The organism is Streptomyces gottesmaniae, from assembly GCF_031845845.1.
Lineage (GTDB): Bacteria > Actinomycetota > Actinomycetes > Streptomycetales > Streptomycetaceae > Streptomyces > Streptomyces akebiae.
This window is the reverse complement of record NZ_JAVRFJ010000035.1, coordinates 108,976-123,808: the sequence shown is the minus strand read 5'-3', so window position 1 is coordinate 123,808 and position 14,833 is coordinate 108,976. Positions and strand designations below refer to the sequence as shown.

The following is a 14,833-nucleotide window of genomic DNA, read 5'->3' as shown; positions in this document are numbered from 1 at the left end:
TTGTTGATGTGGGGGGGCGGGTGGGGGGTGAGTGCGGGTCGTGCGTGAGTGCTCGCGCCGTTCCCCGCGCCCTCCCCGGGGCCGGCCCTCAATCCCCGTACGGTCGCCTCTCCTTCGCCTCGCGCAAGGCGCGGCCCCACCAGGACAGTTGGTCCAGCATCACCTGGGCCGCCGCGTTCGGGGCGGCTGGCTCGCGGAGGCGGCCGGTGTCGTCGAAGGCGGTGTGGGCGTTGTGGAAGGACACCGTGTCCCGGACCGTGGTGGCGTGGAGTTCGGCGAAGACCTGACGGAGGTGCTCGGCCGCGCGCAGGCCCCCTGAGATGCCTCCGTAGGAGACCAGGCCCACCGGCTTGGCCCGCCACTCGTGGTAGTGCCAGTCGATGAGGTTCTTGAGGGCCGCCGGGTACGAGTGGTTGTACTCGGGGGTCACGACGATGAACGCCTCCGCCTCCGCCAGCTTGGGGGTGATCTCGGCCAGCCGGGCCGTGACCTCGGCGGTCGGCGCGAACGTCGTCGGCAGGTCGGCCTCCGCGACGTCCACGACGTCGACCTCGAAGCCGTCGTGCTCCCGGACCCGGTCCAGCAACCAGTCGGCGATCACCGGCCCGAAGCGGCCGGTGCGGTTGCTGCCGATGACCAGCGTCACCCGCACCGGGGTGGCGGAGGAGGACGCGGAGTCGGTGGCGGGGGTGGAGGCGGGAGCGGGCGCCGGGTCGGTATCCGTGTGGGTGTGGGTGTGGGGGCGGGTTTCGGTGTGGGTGTTCGTGGCGGTCTTCATGGCCATCAGCGTGGTACCTCAACTTCGCTTGAGGTCAAGCCGCGTCAGACCTCGCCGAACCCCCTCCCCGGCAGGCCGCGCCGCAGCCCCGGTCACCCGTTCACACCCCCACCGGTCGCCCAGCGCGTCCCTCTTCTCCGCACCCCCCGCAATCACCCCCTATGACCTGCCCAAACACCCGCCCTCCTGTCTTTTCCCGCCCGCCCCCTGACACCCATTCACCTCATTTCTGACACTTCATCAGGAAGCGCGCGGGCGGGAAAGGCACTTACCTCGGAAGGGAACGGAGGACTCTCGGAGGAGGCAGCACGATGCGACGTACCGCCCGGCCGCTGGCCACGACCGCGCTCGCCCTCACCTTCGCGGCCCTCGCCACCACACCCGCGTACGGCGGGGCGGGCACCGGGCGGCTCGAACTGTCCCCCGCCGGTGTCGTCCCCGGCGACGTGGTCACCGTCAGCACGGCAGCCTGCGGCGTGGACGGCACCGCGACGGGGGACGCCGGCGCCGTCGGCGCCGGCTCCTTCCCGCTCGCACCCGGCGCCGGGCAGGAGCGGCTCGGCGGGCGGTTCGAGGTACCGCCGAGCGCGCAGCCGGGGACGTACGAGATCGTCGCGACCTGCGGTGACGGCGAACCGCGGGTCACCGGCGACCTGGTGGTCTCCCTCACCGGCACGCGGACCGGGCAGCCGACGTATCCGAGGGGAAGTGTGAAGACGGGGGTCGGTGGCGCACTCGGTCCCGACCCCGTGCAGACCGCGGCGGGTGTGGCGGCCCTGGCCGTCGCCGCCGCGGGCGGTACCTGGCTCCTGCATCGCCGGGCGAGAGGCGACGGGATCTGACGGACACCCTCCGCCGTCCGTCCGCCGGTACCGCCGTCCCCTCCTCCCCTCCGGGCCCCACGCCCCTCGGCCCGGAGGGGAGGAGCAAGGGGACACCAGCTTGCGGCACGCCCCACGGGGCGCCCGTCGGCCCATGAGGAGGTTTCTGTGCGTCGGCTCGCCAATGCCGTCATAGCCGGGGTCACCGCGGTGGCCCTCTGTTCGGGCGCGTGGTTGCTGCACACCGGCACCGCGTCGCACGCGCCGCCGCAGCCGTCGGCCGCGCAGGCCCACAGCCGATCGAGCGGCGCGTCGGGGACGTCGGGCAGGTGGAGCGACCCGGGGGACGACGAACCGGCGGCCGTCGCGCTGCCGCCCTCCCCGCCCGTTCGGATCCGCATCCCCTCCCTCCCTGTCGACGCGCCGCTGACGGGGCTCGGCCTGACGCCCACCGGCAGCCTCGACGTCCCGCCCCCCGAGAAGAAGAATCTCGCGGGCTGGTACGAGGCCGGCACGACCCCGGGTGAGCGGGGCACCGCGATCGTCGCCGGGCATGTGGACAACGCCGACGGTGCCGCCGTCTTCTACCGCCTCGGCGCACTGCGGCGGGGCGCCACCATCGAGGTGGACCGGCGGGACGGCGGGGCCGCCCTGTTCACGGTGGACGCGGTGGAGGTGTACGACGCGCGGAACTTCCCCGACGAGAAGGTGTACGGGGCCGCGCCGAGGCCCGAGCTGCGGGTCATCACCTGCGGCGGCGGATACTCGCGCACGACCGGCTACCAGGGAAACGTGGTCGTCTTCGCCCACCTCACCGGCAGCCGCGCCGCCAAGTCGTCATAGCCACAGGCCCCCCCACGGCCACCGACCCCCACAGCACAGGCACCGACGCCCAGGGAGCCGACGGGCGGACGGGGCACGGACCGGTAGCACGCGCACCGGCGACAGAGGGCCGGGGACGAGGCGCGACCAGCGGCGGCCGGCGGGCCGCCAGGCGACACTCCCGCCGCCCCGCCCCCGGCCGGGCCGCCCCCGAATGTTTCGCCACGGCCCCGCCCGACGTGACCTACGGCACCGCGCCCCGGCGCGCCCGTCCCCGCCCGCGCCCCGGTCCGTTCTCCCGTATACGCCCGCATGGCCCTCGTATCACCAGGTCAGCAGGGTGATCCCCGGTGTCCTCACACCCCACCCGGTCCTGGCGGAAACCCCTCACACTCCCCTCGGGGCCACAGGGAGGGCAGCGTTCCTCGTGGGAAACAGACGCGATGCGGTCGGGTAACACCGGCACCGCACGCTCAAGGACATGACCTCGAATGAGCGTGTGGTGGTGATCGGCTCCGGCCTCGCGGGCGTACGTCTCGCCCGGCGGCTCGGAGAGCTCGGCATGCCCGCCACGCTGGTGGGCGAGGAGGAGCACACACCCTACAACCGGGTGCTGCTCGCCGAGGTGCTGGCCGGGCGGTACGCGCCCGAGGTCATCGCGTTGCCCGCCCCTGCCGAGCTGACGCGCGGCCGGGTGGTCCGTATCGACCGCGAGATGCGAGCCGTACATCTCGCGGACGGTGCGGAGATCGCGTACGACAGGCTGGTCCTCGCGACCGGCTCGAACCCGGTGCTGCCGCCGCTGCGCGGCCTCTGGGACCCGGAGCGGCACGAATTCCCCGACGGGGTGCACGCCTTCAGGACCATGGACGACTGCATGCGTCTGTCGAAGGCCGTACGGCCGGGAGCGCGGGCCGTCGTCATCGGGGGCGGGCTCCTCGGGGTCTCCGCCTCCCGCGCACTCGCCCTGCGCGGCGTCCAGGTCGTCCTCGCCCAGCAGGGCGAGCGCCTGATGGAACGTCAACTCGACCCGTCCGCCTCGAAGCTGGTCCGGCGGCACCTCGTCGACCTCGGCGTCGAGGTGCACACCGAGACGCGCGTACGTGCCGTGCGCAGCGTCGGCGGGACGGTGCGGTCGGTGTCGATGGCGGACGGATACGCCCTCGACGCGGACCTCGTGGTCATCGCCTGCGGGGTGCACCCTCGCGTGGGCCTCGCCCAGGAGGCGGGACTCGCGGTGCACAAGGGCGTCATCGTCGACGAGGAACTGCGCAGCTCCGACCCGCGCATCCACGCCATCGGCGACTGCGCCCAGTTCGAGGGCACGGTGTACGGGCTCGCGACGCCGGCGCTCGAACAGGCCGATGTGCTGGCCGAGTTGCTCGCGGGGAACACCGGCTCCCGCTACACCGGCACCCGCGCCCTGACCCGGCTGACGCTCGCCGGAGCGGAGTTCCTCGACCTCGCCGCGTTCGGCGAGACCGAGCCCCTGCCCGGTGACGACGTCATCCAGCTGGCCGACGCCACGCGCGGCACCTACCGCAAGGTCGTCGTCCGCGACGACCGCCTGGTCGGCGGAGTGCTCGTCGGCGAACTCGGCACCGTCGGCGCGCTCGCCCGCGCCTGGGAGGGAGCGGAGCCGCTCCCCGCGAACGGCGCTCCCCTGCTCCACCTGCTCACCAACGATGGAGGCTCCTGAATGTCCGCCACCCTGGGGGCCACCCCCACGATCGTGCTCGTCGGCCACGGCATGGTCGGCCAGCGCTTCCTCGAAGCACTCGCCGAGCGCGGCCTGACCGCCACGCACCGCGTCGTCGTGCTCTGCGAGGAGCCGCGCCCGGCGTACGACCGGGTGGCGCTCACCTCGTACTTCGCGGGCAAGACGCCCGAGGACCTGTCGATGACCGACATGGAGTTCATCGAGACGCACGGCATCGAGCTGTTCGTCGGCGACCCGGCCGAGACGATCGACCGTGAGTCGAAGAAGGTCACCGCACGCTCCGGGCAGGTCTTCGAGTACGACATCCTCGTCCTCGCCACCGGCTCCTTCCCCTTCGTGCCGCCTGTCCCCAACAAGGACGCCACGGGCTGCTTCGTCTACCGCACGATCGAGGACCTGCTCGCGATCGAGGAGTACGCGAAGACGGCCGAGGTCGGTGCCGTGGTCGGCGGCGGTCTGCTCGGACTTGAGGCGGCCGGCGCGCTGAAGGGCCTCGGACTCACCTCCCACATCGTGGAGTTCGCGCCCCGGCTGATGCCGGTGCAGGTGGACGACGGTGGTGGCGCCGCGCTGCTGCGCACCATCGAGGACATGGGTCTGTCGGTCCACACCGGCGTGGGCACGCAGGAGATCGTCGTCGGCGAGGACGGCTCGGTCACCGGCATGAAGCTGTCCGACGGCTCCGAACTCGCCACCGACATGGTGGTGTTCTCCGCCGGTGTCCGCCCCCGTGACCAGCTCGCCCGCGACTGCGGTCTGACGGTCGGCGAGCGCGGCGGCATCAGTGTCGACGAGCAGTGCCGGACCGTCAACGACCCGCACGTCTTCGCGATCGGCGAGTGCGCGCTGGCCTCCGACGGCCGGGTGTACGGCCTGGTGGCGCCCGGTTACGAGCAGGCCGAGACGGCCGCCGCGACCATCGCCGCCGACGAGGCCTCCTTCACCGGCGCCGACCTGTCCACCAAGCTGAAGCTCCTCGGCGTCGACGTGGCCTCCTTCGGTGACGCGCACGGCGCGACCGCCGACTGCCTGGACGTCGTGTACTCCGACTCCCGCTCCGGCGTCTACAAGAAGCTGGTCATCGGCCGCGACGGCGAGCTGCTCGGCGGCATCCTGGTCGGTGACGCGGACGCGTACGGCACGCTGAAGGCGTTCACCGGGTCCGTCCCGCCCGTCTCCCCCGAGTCGCTGGTGCTCCCGGCGGGCTCCGGCGGCGGCGCCCAGCTCGGCCCGTCCGCGCTGCCGGACGACGCGATCATCTGCTCCTGCCACAACGTGTCCAAGGGCGCGATCCGCGGCGCGGTCACCGACCACCAGTGCACCACGGTGCCCGAGGTCAAGAAGTGCACGAAGGCCGGTACGGGCTGCGGCAGCTGTGTGAAGGTGCTGGGCCAGCTGGTCACCGCCGAGCTGGAGGCGTCCGGCGTCGAGGTCGACAAGGGCCTGTGCGGCTGCTTCTCGCAGACCCGCGAGGAGCTGTACGAGATCGTCCTCGCGCTGCGCATCAACACGTACCAGGACCTGCTGGACCGGTACGGCCGCGACGAGGCCAAGGGCGGCGACGGCTGCGAGATCTGCAAGCCGGCGGTCGCCTCGATCATCGCCTCCCTCGCCCCGACCATCGGCGCGAGCGGCTACGTCCTGGAGGGCGAGCAGGCGGCCCTGCAGGACAGCAACGACCACTTCCTGGCCAACCTGCAGAAGAACGGCTCGTACTCGGTCGTCCCGCGCATCCCCGGCGGTGAGATCACCCCCGAGGGCCTGATCGTGATCGGCGAGATCGCCCGCGACTTCGGTCTCTACACGAAGATCACGGGTGGGCAGCGGATCGACATGTTCGGCGCCCGCGTCGAGCAACTGCCCGTCATCTGGACCCGGTTGGTGGACGCGGGCTTCGAGTCGGGCCACGCCTACGGCAAGTCGCTGCGTACGGTGAAGTCCTGCGTCGGCCAGACCTGGTGCCGCTACGGCGTCCAGGACTCGGTCCGCATGGCGATCGACCTGGAGCTGCGCTACCGGGGACTCAGGTCGCCCCACAAGCTGAAGTCGGCGGTCTCGGGCTGCGCCCGTGAGTGCGCCGAGGCCCAGTCGAAGGACTTCGGCGTCATCGCCACCTCCAACGGCTGGAACCTGTACGTGGGCGGCAACGGCGGCGCCACCCCGCGCCACGCGGACCTGCTGGCGCAGGACCTCTCCGACGCCGAACTGATCAAGCTGATCGACCGTTTCCTGATGTTCTACATCCGCACCGCCGACCGCCTGGAGCGGACCTCGACGTGGCTGGAGCGGATCCCCGGCGGCCTGGACCACGTCCGGGACGTGGTCGTGGAGGACTCCCTCGGCATCTGCGAGGAGCTGGAGTCCCTGATGGCGGACCACGTCTCGCACTACGCCGACGAGTGGGCCTCCACCATCAACGACCCCGAGAAGCTCGCCCGGTTCGTGTCCTTCGTCAACGCCCCGGACACCCCGGACCCGGTCGTCGGCTTCGTGCCCGAGCGGGACCAGATCAAGCCCGACCTGCCCCTGCTGTCCATCGGCCTGCGGCCCGCCGATGTCCTGGAAGGAAGCGCCCAGCGATGACCCTCGCCCCCGAGAAGATCGACGTCAAGGTCCAACTGCGGCTGGCGGACGGCTGGTTCACGGTCTGCGATCTGGCCCTGCTGATCCCGGGCCGCGGTGTGGCGGCCCTGCTCCCCGACGGCAACCAGGCCGCGCTCTTCATGGACCGCGCGGGCAAGCTGTACGCCATCGACAACCGCGACCCCTTCGGCGGCGCCGCCGTCCTCTCCCGGGGCCTCACCGGCAGCCACCAGGGCCGCCCCTTCGTCGCCTCCCCGCTCCTGAAGCAGCGCTTCGACCTGGAGACCGGGCAGTGCCTGGACGACGAGACGGTACGGATCACGGCGTACGAGGTGCGGGCCGCGTAGGCCCTGGAGACAAGCCTCCAGGGGTCCCGCCCGACCGAGCTCCGCGCGTGGCGCGCAGTCGACCGAACGAAGGTACGGTCCTGCGCGCCACGCGCGTTGCACGTCAGACCTTCAGGCCCTCGTACGTGATCCCGGTGAGTTCCTCCGAGGCGGCCCACAGGCGTTCGCCCGCCCGGTCGTTGCGGGTCCAGGAGGCTCGCAGGGAGGGTGCCGGGGTGCCGCGCCACATCACGAAGGACGGGCCGATGAAGGAGTCGGGGCGTACGTCGGGCGCGGTCGCCGCGTAGAGGGTGGGCAGGGCGCCCGCTTCGGCGGACTGGGCGAAGAAGCGGTTGCCGATCCGCATAAAGCGTTCGACGCCCTTGCGGCCCTCGGCGCTGGGTCCGGCCGTCTGGAGGTTGGTCGACGCGTAGCCGGGGTGGGCGGCGGCGGCGATCACCTCCGAGCCGTTCGCCGCCAGGCGGCGGGCCAGCTCGTGGGTGAACAGCAGGTTGGCGGTCTTGGAACGGCCGTACGCGAGCCAACGTCCGTACTTACGCTCGCTGTTGAGGTCGTCGATGTCGATGTTCGCCCGCAGGTGCATCGTGCTGGACACGGTCACGACGCGGGCGCCGGGGGTGGTGAGGAGGGCCGGCAGGAGCAGACCGGTGAGGGCGAAGTGGCCGAGGTGGTTGGTCCCGAACTGGGTCTCGAAGCCGTCGGCCGTACGGCTCTGCGCCACGGCCATCACACCGGCGTTGTTGACGAGCAGGTCCAGCCGGTCGCTCGCCTGCGTGTAGGCATGGGCGAACTCCCGCACGGAGTCCAGGTCCCCCAGGTCGAGCCGCATCAACTCGATGTTCCCGTCCGGCACTTCGGAACTCATCCGCTCCAACGCCGCGGCCCCCCGCTCAGCACTCCGGCAGGCGAGGACGACATGGGCGCCCCGGCGGGTGAGCTCCCTGGCGGCGGCGTAGCCGATGCCGCTGTTGGCCCCGGTGACGACGACGGAGCGGCCGTGCTGATCGGGGATGTCGCGCACGTTCCAACCGGTCATGACGCCGCCTTCCCGAAGGGTTCCTGGGGCGTCTTCCAGCGTAGACCGGGTGAGGGTGTCGCGGGAGGTGTGGCGATCGCGGGTCCGGGAGGCGGTTGCGGGGGTGCGGGGGACTGCGCGGTCGGTCCCCGCCCGCCCGCACCCGAGCCCGTGCCCGCACCCGAACCCGTGCCCGAACCCACCCCGCATCCGAGCCCACCCCGCATCCGAGCCCGAGCACCGAGCCCGGACGCGCGCCTCCCGTCAGTCCGCCCAGTCGCGCCCCCGGCGCAACAACGGCGGCCGGGACTCCGGCGCCCCCGGCATCGGCCGGGTGTCGAGATAGAACCACTCGGCGTCGGGCCCCGGACCGGACCCGGCCCCGGTCCCGGCCGGCGTCGGGCCCGTACCCCCCACCGCCGCCGTACCGACCGTCGCGTAGTCCCACACCTCCGTCGACACCGGCTCCGGCACCTCCGTGAACGCGGGCTCCTGCTGCGCGGCCCGCGGCTCGGCCGCCGCGGGCAGCTTCGTGAGGTCCGGCATCAGCAGCTCCACCCGCAGCCCGGCCCCCCGCTGCTGCGCCACGAACTCCTCGATCTGGCTGCGGCAGGCATGGTCCAGGTGGGTCACCCCGAGCAGGTCCAGCCGGATGCGCGGCTTGCCGGCGGCGGCCGCGCCCTCCAGCGCGTCGATCAGCTTCGGCAGCCGTAGGAACGTCGCGTTGCCCGCCATGACGACCTTCGCCGTGTCGTCCTCGATGTGCTGCCGGATGACGGTCTGCGACATCCGCAGCGCGGCCAGCACCACACCGGCCGCAAGCCCGAACAGCACCCCTTCGAGCAGCGCCGTCGCCGTGATGACCAGCGTCGTCAGCGTCATGACCGCGAACTCGCCCCGGTCCTGCCGCCACATCTTCGGGAACTGTTCCGGCGCGAACAGCTTCCACCCGCTGTGCACGAGGACACCCGCGAGCACCGAGATCGGGATCAGCGCCAGCACCTGCGGCAGCAGCAGCGCGAAGGCGAGCAGCCAGAGGCCGTGCAGCGTACGGGAGAGGCGGGTCTTGGCACCGGCCTGCACGTTCGCCGAGCTGCGCGCGACGACCGCGGTGACGGGCAGCGCGCCGAGGACGCCGGCCACGGTGTTGCCCGCGCCCTGGGCGATGAGCTCGGTGTTGTAGCGGGTGCGCGGACCGTTGTGCATCCGGTCCACGGCGGCGGCGGTGAACAGGCTCTCCGCCGACGCGATCACGGTGAAGGTGAGGATCGCCGTGATGATCCCGACGTCGGCGAGCCCGGCCAGCTGGTCCGGCCCCGGCACGTCCACGGACGCCAGCAGATTGCCGACCTGGAGCGTCTTCACCTCGACGCCGGGCAACGAGGCGACCGCGATGCCGATCCCGACGGCCACGAGCGCGGCCGGGATCTTCTTGACCGGCCCCGGCACCTGCTTCCACAGGAAGCTCAGCACGATCGTGACGATCCCGAGCCCGGCCGCGATCAGCGCCTGCGGGTTCGTCACGGTGTCGGCGATCAGTCCGGGGACGCCCGCCATGTTCTCCAGGGGGGTGCCCGGCGCCTTGGAGTCGGACATCGGGTACAGCTGGCTGAACATCAGCGGCAGTCCGATGCCGGCGAGCATGCCCTGCACGACGGCGAGGGAGATCGCCTGGAACATCCGGCCCAGTTTCACCAGACCCAGCACGATCTGGAGGATGCCGGAGAAGAGGACGATCACACCGAGCATGGCGACGCCGAACTCCATGACCGTCTCCGCGACGAGCGCCGCGAGCCCGGCCGCCGGGCCGCTGACCTGGAGGGTGCTGCCCCGCACCGCGCCGACCACCAGGCCGCCGATCACGCCGGAGATGATGCCCAGTTCGGCCGGCACCCCGGAGGCCACGGCCACGCCGATGCAGAGCGGCAGCGCGACCAGGAAGACGACGAGGGACGCGGTGATCTCGGTACCGAAGTCGATGCGACCGGCCGAGGCCCCGGGGCGGGGCCCCTGGGAGCCGGGGGGCGGATGATCCCGGCCCAGGGCCTCGGCCCCGCTCCACTCCGGGGCATCGCCGCTGCCCTGGGCGGAGTTCGGCGCGGAGTGCGAGAGGGAGTGCGGCGCGGTGGTCGAGGCGGAGTGCGGAGCCGAATCCGGGGCGTAGGAGGGCGGGCCGGGTATGTACCCGGGTAACCCCGGCCCACCGCTCTGGCCGTTCCGGTGGGACCGGCGGGCGCCACCGCCCGCCGCGTGCCGGCGGCCGTGCGCGCCGCTCATGAGCCGTGCACCTGGAAGCCGCCGTCCGCGTCGAGTTCGTGGACCTTGCCGGTGTCGATCTCGTAGTACCAGCCGTGCAACCGGAGCCGTCCGGCGTCGAGTTGCTGCCGGGCGACCGGGTAGTCCCGCAGGACGGCGAGCTGGTTGCGGATGTTGAGCTGGACGACCTCACGCAGGGCGGGATCCTCGGACGAGGCACTGTCCCTGCCGGAGCCGTCCCTGCTGGAGCCTGCTTTGCCAGTGCGGTTCTCGCCCGCGCCGTCTGCGCCGGTGCCATGCCCGAGGACCGGTTCGAGGGCGGGCCTGGCGTAGTCGAGCCACGCGTCCACCCTGGGCAGGCCGGACAGGTCGGCGCCGTACTTCAACGCGCCCATCGCACCGCAGTGGGAATGACCACACACCACGATGTCCTGAACGCCGAGCACCTCCAGCGCGTACTCGATGGTGGCGGCCTCACCGGAGGCGGCCCCGTACGCGTCGTGCGGCGGCACGATGTTGCCCGCATTTCGCAGCTCGAATATCTCGCCGGGCCGCGCGCCGGTGATCAGAGCGGGAATCACCCGCGAGTCCGAGCAGGTGATGAACAGCGCCTCGGGAAATTGCCCGACGGCGAGTTTCCGGTATTCGTCGCTCTCGAAGTCAACCCGCCGTTTGAACGACCGGGCGCGATCCAGCAACGCCTTCATCGTGCCTCCCTGTACTGGTTCTGACCTGTTCAGACCTGTCCTGACCTGCACGGACCTGCCCTTGACGACAGTAGAGGGGCGATGACCAGAGAAAGGTTAAGGGAACACTAAAGCGAAGCCAGGTTTTCCACAGATTTCAGCCAGTCACCCTTCCGCCGCAGGTCGGACGACCGAATACAAGCGGTTTCTGAGGGTCATTTCACAATGCTCCGGATTCCCTGCACACAACTGTTCGTTGTCTTGTAGCGTGGCGCCCCACAGCACGGCTCTCGTGTTGTCCCGACTTTCTGGAGAGACAGGCGGCCATGGGCGTACGAGTGCTGCTCATCGAGGACGACGAGACGATCGCCGAACCGCTCGCCGACGGGCTGCGGCACTTCGGCCTGACCGTCCACCACGTGGCGAACGGCGCGGACGGGTTGAGAGGTCCGCACGGCGACGTCGTCCTGCTGGACCTCGGCCTGCCCGACATGGACGGCATCGACGTCTGCCGCGGGATCCGCCGGACCTCCGACGTCCCCATCATCATCCTCAGCGCGCGCGGCGAGGAGGCCGACCGTGTGCTGGGCCTCGAACTCGGTGCCGACGACTACCTGGCGAAACCATTCAGCATCCGGGAGCTGGTCGCGCGGATACGGGCGGTGTCGCGCCGCCATCAGCGCCCCGGCGTCGGAGTCACGGGCGGGGTGGTCCCCGGGGTCGTGGTGTCCGGGACGGCGGTCGGGACAGGCGTCGCGGCCGAGGGCGTCGCTGGGGTCGGGGTCGGGGCCGGGACAGAGGTCGGGGGTAGGGCTGGGGCTGGGGACGGGGGTGCGGCCGATTTCGAGGCTGCGGCCGGGAGCCCGGCGTACGGCAACTGGGCGGCGCCCGCACCCGAGTCCGCCGCTCAGCGGGAGTCGGCGACCGGGGACGGTTTCTGGAGCAGGGGCCGGGACCGGGACCGGGTCGGGGATCGGTTCGGGGCCGGAAGCGACTTCGCGGCCGCCGGTGACCTCGGGGCCGCCGGTGACCTCGGGGCCGCCGGTGACCTCGGGGACGCCGCTGACTTCGGGGCCGCCGCTGACTTCGGGGCCACCGCTGACTTCGGGGCGGAGGACCGCTATCGGGCAGGCGACCGTTTCGGGGGCGAGGGCTCGGGGCGCGCCGGGGACGCCGGAGGCGCCGGCAGCGGGGCAGGCGCCGGGGGCACCGGTCGTCGGACGGCCGCCGGGGCCGGTGGAGGCGGTGGAGGCGAGTACGACTGGTCGGCCGCGTACGACACGCCGGCGCACGGGACATCCACCTACGCCACCCCGGCGCCCGGCACGCCCGCCTTCGGGAGCCCTGCGCCCGACGTCTCCGCCCTGGGCGGCCCGTCGTACGGCACACCGGCGTACGGCAGCCCGGTCTACGAGCCCCCGGCCTACGAGCCGCCCATGTACGAGCAGGCCCAGCCCGAGCCCCGTGACCCCTCCGGCACCGCTGCGGGCGACGACGGCTCGGCCCCGCCGCCCGGCCCGCTCGTCGTGGACCGGCGGACCCGGCAGGTGTGGGTGGGCGAGGTCCCGGTCGCGCTGACGCCGAAGGAGTTCGAACTGCTGGCGTTGCTCACCGAGGACCCCGGAGCGGTCTACTCCCGGCAGCAGATCCTCAACCGCGTCTGGGACGACCACTACCAGGGCCCGACCAAGACACTGGACGTCCATGTCGCCACGCTGCGACGCAAGTTGGGCGACCCGGCATGGATCCAGACGCTGCGCGGAGTGGGCTTCCGGCTCGCCGTACGCGCTCCGGGGCCGGGACAGGTGCACGGCCCTGGGCGCGGACCGGAGTCCAGGTCGGGATCGGCGTCGCGGTCGGCATCAGGATCGGGAGCGGGATCGAGGTCAGGGTCGGGGAGGCATCGCACCCCCGAGGCCAGGGCGTCATGACCCGACGCCTGCTGCTGAGTTACCTCAGCCTCGCCGCCCTGGTCCTGCTCGGGCTGGAGATCCCGCTGGGCTTCGTCTACTCCCGGGCCGAGCGCGAGCGGATCGTCAACTCGGCCAACGACGAGGCCGAGTCGGTGGCCGCGTTCGCCGCGCTCTCGCTCGCCGCCCGCCGCCCGGACGAACTCGCCGAACGGGCCAGGCACTGCGCCGAGCGCATCGGCGGAAGGGTCGTCATCGTCGACGCGGACGGTGAACTGCTGGCCTCCTCCCACTCCCTGTCCGACGAGGAGAAACAGTCCCTCTCCTCCCTCCCCGAGATCTCCGCCGCTCTCCGGGGCCGTGCCACCACGGACGTCCGTACGACGACGACCGGAGGCGTCCACTACCTGTCCGTGGCGGCTCCGGTCGGCCACGCGACAGCGGACCCGGACTCGGGCACGGACCCGGACTCAGGCACGGACCCGGACTCGGGCACGGCCCCCGACTCAGGCACGGCCCCCGACTCGGGCTCGGGAAGCGACTCGGACTCCGGTACCGCCTCAATCTCGGACGCCACCTCAGCCTCGAACACCACCTCGGTCGCGACCACAGGCTCGGTCGCGACCACAGGCTCGGTCGCGACCACAGGCTCGGTCGCGACCACGGGCCCGGCCACGCACATGGCCTCAGCCACGCACATGGCCTCAACCACGGACACGGGCGCGTCGGCTCAGGGTGCCGTGCGCATCACGCTGCCGACCACGATGGTGCACGCCCGCGTGTTCGCGGTCTGGCTGCTGCTGGCGCTGGCCGGACTCGCCGTGCTCACCGGTGTCGCCGCGGTGGCGTTCGCGTTCGCGCGCTGGACGGGGCGCCCCATCCGGCAGTTGGAGGAGGCCACCCACCGGCTGGCCGAGGGGGGCACGGCGACCAGTGTGGTCGTCACGTCCGGCCCGCCGGAGGTGCGGAGTCTCGCGGCGGCCTTCAACACGACCGCGGCCCGCCTCGAACATCTGCTGGCCTCCCAGCGCGCGTTCGCCGGTGAGGCCTCGCACCAGCTGAAGACCCCGTTGGCGGCCCTGCGGCTACGGCTGGAGAACCTGGAACCGGACATCGCCCGGCGCGCCCGGCCGAGCCTCGACGCGGCCGTCACCGAGACCGACCGCCTGGCCCGGATGGTCGAGGGCCTGCTGGCGATGGCCCGCCTGGAGGAGTCGGCGGCCATCCCCGCCCCGGTCGACCTGGGGGCGATCTGCGCCGAACGGCACCGTACATGGCGGCCGTTGTTCGAACGCGAGGGTGTCTCCCTGGTCCTCTTCGCCGGTGCGGTGGGGCCGGTGACGGCCGTTCCCGGAGCCGTGGAGCAGATCCTCGACAACCTCCTCTCCAACGCCCTGCGCGCCTCGCCCGCGTGCAGCACGGTCACCGTGGAGCTACGGCTCCTCGTCCCCGCCCGCCGGGCGCTGCGCGACGCCCGGCCCAGCTGGGTCGACCTGCATGTCACCGACGAGGGTCCCGGTATGACGCCCGAGCAGTGCGCCCGCGCGTTCGACCGCTTCTGGCGCGCCCCCGGCGCGCCCAAGGGCGGCACCGGGCTCGGTCTCTCCCTCGTCCAGCGGCTCGCCCACGCCAGTGGTGGTGAGGTGACGTTGCGGGAGGCGGCCACGGGCGGCCTGGACGCGGTCGTCCGCCTGCCTTCGGCCGAGCCGCCGGGGCCGGTCCACGGGTTCGGCGGGCGGCCCGGGCAACGGCGCCGCGAGGCTCCGCCGTTGCCGGCGTGAGGGAACGCCCTCCCCACGCTCCTGTCGGGACCCCGTCCGTCACGACGTCATGAATTGTCCATGTTCCGTCAATACTGCTCCCCTAAGTTCCATCAGCGCGCGACCCCGCCGCCG

At 72.3% G+C, this 14,833-nt stretch carries 10 protein-coding genes and 2 pseudogenes; 8 read left to right on the top strand and 4 right to left on the bottom strand.

The window, feature by feature from the left end; translation table 11 throughout:
- Positions 1-88: 88 nt before the first annotated feature.
- Positions 89-778: an NADPH-dependent FMN reductase gene (locus RM704_RS32775; protein ID WP_078937301.1), complete on the bottom strand. Its 690-nt coding sequence runs from the start codon at positions 776-778 to the stop codon at positions 89-91.
- Between the two features lie 311 nt (positions 779-1,089).
- Here RM704_RS32775 and RM704_RS32770 point away from each other — a divergent pair, with 311 nt between their 5' ends.
- From RM704_RS32770 to nirD, 5 genes are all read left to right on the top strand, one after another.
- Positions 1,090-1,620, top strand: a complete 531-nt coding sequence (locus tag RM704_RS32770; RefSeq protein ID WP_033530118.1) for a GVDTG sorting domain-containing protein — start codon at positions 1,090-1,092, stop codon at positions 1,618-1,620.
- A 147-nt stretch (positions 1,621-1,767) separates the two neighbouring features.
- Positions 1,768-2,442, top strand: coding sequence for a class F sortase (locus RM704_RS32765; protein ID WP_033530117.1), 675 nt, complete (start codon positions 1,768-1,770; stop codon positions 2,440-2,442).
- Between the two features lie 460 nt (positions 2,443-2,902).
- Positions 2,903-4,120, top strand: a complete 1,218-nt coding sequence (locus RM704_RS32760) for an NAD(P)/FAD-dependent oxidoreductase (protein ID WP_033530116.1) — start codon at positions 2,903-2,905, stop codon at positions 4,118-4,120.
- The gene (gene nirB, locus RM704_RS32755; protein ID WP_033530115.1) at positions 4,121-6,724 is read left to right on the top strand and encodes a nitrite reductase large subunit NirB; all 2,604 of its coding nucleotides are present in this window, start codon (positions 4,121-4,123) and stop codon (positions 6,722-6,724) included.
- Positions 6,721-7,071, top strand: coding sequence for a nitrite reductase small subunit NirD (nirD, locus tag RM704_RS32750; RefSeq protein ID WP_033530114.1), 351 nt, complete (start codon positions 6,721-6,723; stop codon positions 7,069-7,071). The genes nirB and nirD overlap by 4 nt, the downstream gene beginning before the upstream one ends.
- A 103-nt stretch (positions 7,072-7,174) precedes the next feature.
- Here nirD and RM704_RS32745 read toward each other — a convergent pair whose 3' ends face one another.
- From RM704_RS32745 to RM704_RS32735, 3 genes are all read right to left on the bottom strand, one after another.
- Complete coding sequence (locus tag RM704_RS32745) at positions 7,175-8,107, bottom strand: oxidoreductase (protein ID WP_033530113.1); 933 nt, start codon at positions 8,105-8,107, stop codon at positions 7,175-7,177.
- Between the two features lie 243 nt (positions 8,108-8,350).
- The gene (locus tag RM704_RS32740; RefSeq protein ID WP_311591671.1) at positions 8,351-10,363 is read right to left on the bottom strand and encodes a SulP family inorganic anion transporter; all 2,013 of its coding nucleotides are present in this window, start codon (positions 10,361-10,363) and stop codon (positions 8,351-8,353) included.
- The gene (locus tag RM704_RS32735; RefSeq protein WP_033530112.1) at positions 10,360-11,049 is read right to left on the bottom strand and encodes a carbonic anhydrase; all 690 of its coding nucleotides are present in this window, start codon (positions 11,047-11,049) and stop codon (positions 10,360-10,362) included. Before RM704_RS32735 ends, RM704_RS32740 begins: the two co-directional genes overlap by 4 nt.
- Before the next feature lie 305 nt (positions 11,050-11,354).
- On the opposite strand from RM704_RS32735, the pseudogene RM704_RS32730 reads away from it, so the two are divergent.
- From RM704_RS32730 to RM704_RS32720, 3 genes and pseudogenes are all read left to right on the top strand, one after another.
- Positions 11,355-11,711 (top strand): annotated as a pseudogene (locus RM704_RS32730) (response regulator transcription factor); the annotation flags it as partial.
- 825 nt (positions 11,712-12,536) lie between these two features.
- A pseudogene (locus RM704_RS32725) lies at positions 12,537-12,959 on the top strand (winged helix-turn-helix domain-containing protein); the annotation flags it as partial.
- Positions 12,956-14,719, top strand: coding sequence for an ATP-binding protein (locus RM704_RS32720; RefSeq protein ID WP_037658056.1), 1,764 nt, complete (start codon positions 12,956-12,958; stop codon positions 14,717-14,719). The pseudogene RM704_RS32725 and the gene RM704_RS32720, both read left to right, overlap by 4 nt.
- Positions 14,720-14,833 lie beyond the last annotated feature (114 nt).

Excerpts from the sequence above, each read along its gene's own strand:
- RM704_RS32775 (WP_078937301.1), bottom strand. The coding sequence starts at position 778 with ATGAAGACCGCCACGAACACCCACACCGAAACCCGCCCCCACACCCAC.
- RM704_RS32770 (WP_033530118.1), top strand. The coding sequence starts at position 1,090 with ATGCGACGTACCGCCCGGCCGCTGGCCACGACCGCGCTCGCCCTCACC.
- RM704_RS32760 (WP_033530116.1), top strand. The coding sequence starts at position 2,903 with ATGACCTCGAATGAGCGTGTGGTGGTGATCGGCTCCGGCCTCGCGGGC.
- nirB (WP_033530115.1), top strand. The coding sequence starts at position 4,121 with ATGTCCGCCACCCTGGGGGCCACCCCCACGATCGTGCTCGTCGGCCAC.
- nirD (WP_033530114.1), top strand. The coding sequence starts at position 6,721 with ATGACCCTCGCCCCCGAGAAGATCGACGTCAAGGTCCAACTGCGGCTG.
- RM704_RS32745 (WP_033530113.1), bottom strand. The coding sequence starts at position 8,107 with ATGACCGGTTGGAACGTGCGCGACATCCCCGATCAGCACGGCCGCTCC.
- RM704_RS32740 (WP_311591671.1), bottom strand. The coding sequence starts at position 10,363 with ATGAGCGGCGCGCACGGCCGCCGGCACGCGGCGGGCGGTGGCGCCCGC.
- RM704_RS32735 (WP_033530112.1), bottom strand. The coding sequence starts at position 11,049 with ATGAAGGCGTTGCTGGATCGCGCCCGGTCGTTCAAACGGCGGGTTGAC.
- RM704_RS32720 (WP_037658056.1), top strand. The coding sequence starts at position 12,956 with ATGACCCGACGCCTGCTGCTGAGTTACCTCAGCCTCGCCGCCCTGGTC.